General features: G+C 44.8%; 4 protein-coding genes. All 4 read right to left on the bottom strand.

The genetic code is table 11. The annotated features are described in order from the left end of the window. Nucleotides 1-386: 386 nt before the first annotated feature. The gene (locus HWQ67_RS13150; protein ID WP_218253147.1) at nucleotides 387-2,021 is read right to left on the bottom strand and encodes an ATP-binding protein; all 1,635 of its coding nucleotides are present in this window, start codon (nucleotides 2,019-2,021) and stop codon (nucleotides 387-389) included. Between the two features lie 262 nt (nucleotides 2,022-2,283). Then, the gene (locus tag HWQ67_RS13145; RefSeq protein ID WP_218253146.1) at nucleotides 2,284-2,757 is read right to left on the bottom strand and encodes a universal stress protein; all 474 of its coding nucleotides are present in this window, start codon (nucleotides 2,755-2,757) and stop codon (nucleotides 2,284-2,286) included. A gap of 72 nt (nucleotides 2,758-2,829) precedes the next feature. Next, the gene (locus tag HWQ67_RS13140) at nucleotides 2,830-4,038 is read right to left on the bottom strand and encodes a sulfite exporter TauE/SafE family protein (RefSeq protein ID WP_218253145.1); all 1,209 of its coding nucleotides are present in this window, start codon (nucleotides 4,036-4,038) and stop codon (nucleotides 2,830-2,832) included. Nucleotides 4,039-4,065: 27 nt separating this feature from the next. Then, nucleotides 4,066-4,236: a hypothetical protein gene (locus tag HWQ67_RS13135; protein ID WP_218253144.1), complete on the bottom strand. Its 171-nt coding sequence runs from the start codon at nucleotides 4,234-4,236 to the stop codon at nucleotides 4,066-4,068. Nucleotides 4,237-4,886 lie beyond the last annotated feature (650 nt).

The following is a 4,886-nucleotide window of genomic DNA, read 5'->3' as shown; positions in this document are numbered from 1 at the left end:
GCACCACAATCAACCGTGGTTACCAGTATTTAAGGCACTTTTATCCCTTCATAATATGGCATTGTTACTATGCGGCAGCAACATGACCACGTTTGAATGGAGTGCTACCAAATTGCCTGCATACAAGAAAGAAAGGGGCGGTTTGTGGCAGGGGTGCCCCACCCCCTCCGCCCCCCTTCAGAACCCCCTGCAAGGGGACCAGTCCCCTTGACCCCATTATTTCACACTCAATTATCATGCCTGAAAAAAACTGAGTCATTTCAGTATAACGTCTGTTGATAGACTATTACATTTACTCTTTTATTTTCAAACAGGCATATAAAAAATAAAAACTCTTCTTTAATATCAATATGTTATGGTTGTTTATTTTTGATTTCAGTTCATGTTTATTTTTTTTTTGCCAGAGAATAACACCTGTTTCTTTTAGCGCCCTCTGTCGCCAGGATGCCCTCTGCAACCAGAGTATAGGTTGCTTTACGCACATCGTTTAGTGATACGTCTTCCAGCCTTGTTTTGATTTCAGAAATACCGCTATTAGGGTGATATTTTACATCTTCCTCAATCAGGGCCTTTAGCCTGTGGAATTCTATAGTCTTTAAGGTTGGTTTTACATTGATCCTGGCGCTTGCAATTAATCTGGTGTTGATCATATACTCTTTTCCCTTTTTAACTCCACGGCTGACCAACAAGTCTTGTTCTAAAAGTCCACTAACATAAGGGCGTAGCCTTTCTTCTTCGTTAAGCTGTAATTCTCTTGCCAGTTGCGAGGGAAGTATCTTCTTATGTCTGGCTACAATTCCCATTACAATGAATTCCTTTTGAGAAAGTTGATAGTGGCTTGAAATAAAATCAAGTAAATAGACCACTTCTTCATCCATTATTTTAGAGTATTGGGTTACCTTTGTAGTGTTGAAATCAGATTCAGCAACGGGGAAGGGTTTTGCCTCACGGCTGCTGATCTCATATAGCAGATTATAGCCTGTACCCTCACCTTCCATTAATTCCATGTCGTGTAAAATTCTCACCATATGAGGGTTTCTGCGGTTGGTTGTATGGAGTATATTGTCCTTGGTTATGCCTAATGGCAGAGAGCCGGGATTGGTGATCTCTAAACGGTCAGTATACAGTCTTATAAATATGTCAGCCGATATCGTATAACTCTTGTGTGCTATGGAATTAACAAGTAGTTCACGGATTACCCGTTGGTCGTAGTGTCTTATCTGTTTGCGGAGGAGTCCATGTGGAAATTCCTGATAATATGTCAGTTCCACCGCCTGTTTTTCTATATCCATCAGAAGTTCTTTGGGGTTTTGGGTGCAGTCATGCCAGCTATGTTTTCTGGTTTTGTTTTCCTGTTCATCATAGACAATATACTGTATGGTTATGGGGTAGGTCAATTGGATGCGTTGTGTGGCAACACCTAACCACAGTATGCCCAGGTTGGTGAGTTTGTTGTCTATGACAAGGTTGTAGTGTTGTACTATTTCGGCATCGCTTAACTCTTTTATGCCCGGCTTAACCCGGTTAGACTGTCTGATTTCACCGGCAAACCACCGGATGTTTGATTCAGGGATTTGCCCGATTGAGATATCATGCTGTTGTAGTTCCCACTGAAAAGTGTCTTTTTCACTAACCAACCGGTAGATGTCTTCTCCGTGAACAGGTTGACACTGGTCACCAACACGTATATATAACTTTCCGTTACTCGTGGTGGCTATAGCCTTAGAAGGAGATACCATTATAACGAAATACTGCCCACCGTTGTCATGGGTTTCAATATTGGAAACCGATAGACTAACGTTAAAACATAATGACCTTAACCTGGTAATTGTGGCATTGACAACATCATCTGTAACGATTTGCGCCGGGGGTGGCTGTTTATCTTTATCTTCAAAGCCTATAATAATTCTCCCACCCTGACTGTTGGCCAGACAGACACACGTAACAGCAAGGTCTTCCAACTTCGCTCCCTTACCATGTACCTTGCTAAGGCTTTTGCATTCGGTTACCATCGTCTCCATTATAGATTATACTCTGCATATCGCATCGAGATCAAGTTTGCATTTCGCAAAACGTTAAACAATTACAACCACAGAGCACGTCAAAAGCAATCATATACAGCGTTTGGGATATGACATATCTTTAGTGGTTGTTCCTTGTTATTTTTAACCTTATCGATTGTTATGTCATGCCCACACACAAAAAAAAGGGACGGGGAGGTGTATCATACCTCCCCAAACGGTGTGTTTTTCTGCAAATGCAGGTGTTTGAAGCCTCCCGGAGCTATAGGACCGAAACAACCGGACATCTCATCTCTTGTGAGGGCAACATCTTTCTGGCAAACTGCTTTATCGAGTCAAAGAAGACCGAGTAATTTACGTTCTTGGTTGCGGCAGGCACTACGATGAGCCGTATGTTTTGTGTGTCAGCCTGCAGAGCGTTTATGATTTCGTCGATTTCTCCCTTTTCAATGCGTTGGTCTGCCTTTATCTCGTTTTCTGTGCAGAACTTCCCTACCATGTCAAAGAACTCGTAACAGTCCCGCTCTATCTTGTTGCACACGGCGGCGTTGTTGCCGTATTCGCCGATGGCCAGCATCATGTTGCCGGAATCCTTTAAATCCGGCATGACTGCCGTTACTACGAGTTCAGCGCTGTACTCATTTGCCGTCTCTCTTGCGTACATGATCGCCTTCTTGTACTCTAAACCAGGATATACAACCACTGCCACTTTCTTGTTTTTTTCTATCTTACTCATTTCAAAATCCTCCAATTTATATGTCTTTTTATCTTTTGATTCTTAATTTCAATCGCAGTCTTTAAGCGATTCTTACTTGGATGACTCACGTGCATACTCAGTGGCATGCAGACGTCTCTCATACATTACTCCCTGGAACATTTTTACCACTATCAGGATGCTCAGTGCAGTTGCAGAGCCAAGCATCAGATATCCCGAGTAGTTGTTCCACATCTTTTCCATCGCATATGCGCTTTGCATGACGTCAGGTTGCTGGACAATCCATGTCTTTACGGCGGCCTTGTTCATGAGCAGCCAGTCCTTGATCTGCTCCTTATCCGTCAAGCCTGTGGTGGTCTTTACCCATGCGTTCAAACTACCGGAGTACACATTCTTGTAACCGGCTGATATGTGTTTAAACACCACCGATACACCCGACAGGAGCATCGTCACTGCAAAGTAGAAGCGGATGATAAGACCCTTTACGTACTTGGTTGCCAGTGTTCCAAACTGTGCGCCCACCGCAGCGCCACAGAGCATGATAACGGCGGCCACAATCTCAACCCTGCCCTTGAGGGCGTATGTAAATGCCCCGTATGCACCTGAAATCATGACCTCAAACAGGTCAGTGCCCACTGCCACGGTTGTCGGACAACCGATGAGGTATATCAGGGCAGGCATCCTGATAAAACCGCCACCTACGCCCAGGAATCCGGCCAGAAAACCCGTAAATGTTGCTATGCCACCAATGACCCACAGCGATATCGTAATGCCCGAGGTCTTGAGGTGAATCATAGGGGGCAGGTTGATTTCGTGCAGCCTCAGTGCCAGTGGAGATGTACCGGCATCCGTGATCTTGCCGCCGCTGTTCTTGCTCTTCCTCGACAGCCCAAAGAACTCATACAGCATATAAGAGCCAAGTCCAAACAGCAGTACCATGTAGACGACCCTAACAATGGGGCCAACCCTGCCGATCTTTTCCAACCACATGATGAGCGTCGCTCCAAGCTCAATGCCAACGGCCGTAAAGACTACCATCCACAGTCCCAGTTTCAGGTCCACGTTGCCCAGTTTTCTGTGCTTTATGGTTGCCACTACCGATTTACCAGCAATATGTGCCATGTCGGTACCAATGGCGTAGGCCATCGGGAAGCCAAATACGTTGAGCGCCGGGGTTACCATAAATGCTCCGCCTACTCCAAAGAATCCGCCTATTACTCCCACCGTCAGTCCGATCAGTATCAACTGCCAGCTCATCATATCCACACCCGCTATGGGCAGGTGTATCATCAAATAATCCATCGTGTCTTCTCCTTCTTTGTCTGTGTTTTAGTGGTGTATCTCTATCTTGTTGTGCTTGACGCCCAGGGCCTTAAAGCACAGCTCTATCCCCGAACCTATCAATGCCCCCAGTCCAGCCATCGTAACCACGGTTACGAGTGCAAATCCCAAGTGGTTACTCCTGTTGAGTTCCACTACCCAGTTGATGATGTTTTCCATGTGTGTAATCCTCCTTAAAAATTCGTATTATTGCTTAAGTTTACTATTTGACCATGTCAATTTCCCTGCATGTTTCAAAATGCGTGCCAGAGATAAACTTGGCTGTTAATCAAGGGAACTCACTGGGTGTCATCGAAATGGCAGTTTTTTTATGGCACTGCCGGTGCAGTTTTTTATATGCACCAATAGCTCATAAAGCCAAGTATACGGTTTAAACGCCAGTCCTGTCGTTAAATAACTGCACGCAGCCGCATCACTGCATCTGGATGTGTGGCTGTTATAGCAGATTTCGATTGGATTAAATACAAGATACATGGCATTTTTACGGGGTCAAGGGGACTGGTCCCCTTGCGGGGGGTTCTGAAGGGGGGCGGAGCCGCCCCTTTCTTTCTTTTACCGTGAAATATAAAGAGGATACGTAACGCTGTTGACTTAAGCATAAAGATGTCTGAACCACGATTTAACGGCCCGGCGACTGTAAGGAGCTGTCCGATAATTGGGATTATCAGGATTATGTTAAGAAGGTTTCGTGTTTTTTTCCTGTAAATCCTTTAATCTGTGCAATCCTGGTTCAGACAGTTACTATGTTTCCTTAAGTCAACAGCATTAGGGGTTAGGGAAGGGTGGTTTTACAAGGAATGGCTTTATTG

The sequence above is a fragment of the Candidatus Magnetobacterium casense genome, assembly GCF_019173545.1.
GTDB lineage: Bacteria > Nitrospirota > Thermodesulfovibrionia > Thermodesulfovibrionales > Magnetobacteriaceae > Magnetobacterium > Magnetobacterium cryptolimnobacter.
This window is presented reverse-complemented; position numbering and strand designations above follow the sequence as displayed.

Coding starts and splice junctions, on each gene's coding strand:
- HWQ67_RS13150 (WP_218253147.1), bottom strand. CDS start 2,021: ATGGAGACGATGGTAACCGAATGCAAAAGCCTTAGCAAGGTACATGGT.
- HWQ67_RS13145 (WP_218253146.1), bottom strand. CDS start 2,757: ATGAGTAAGATAGAAAAAAACAAGAAAGTGGCAGTGGTTGTATATCCT.
- HWQ67_RS13140 (WP_218253145.1), bottom strand. CDS start 4,038: ATGGATTATTTGATGATACACCTGCCCATAGCGGGTGTGGATATGATG.
- HWQ67_RS13135 (WP_218253144.1), bottom strand. CDS start 4,236: ATGGAAAACATCATCAACTGGGTAGTGGAACTCAACAGGAGTAACCAC.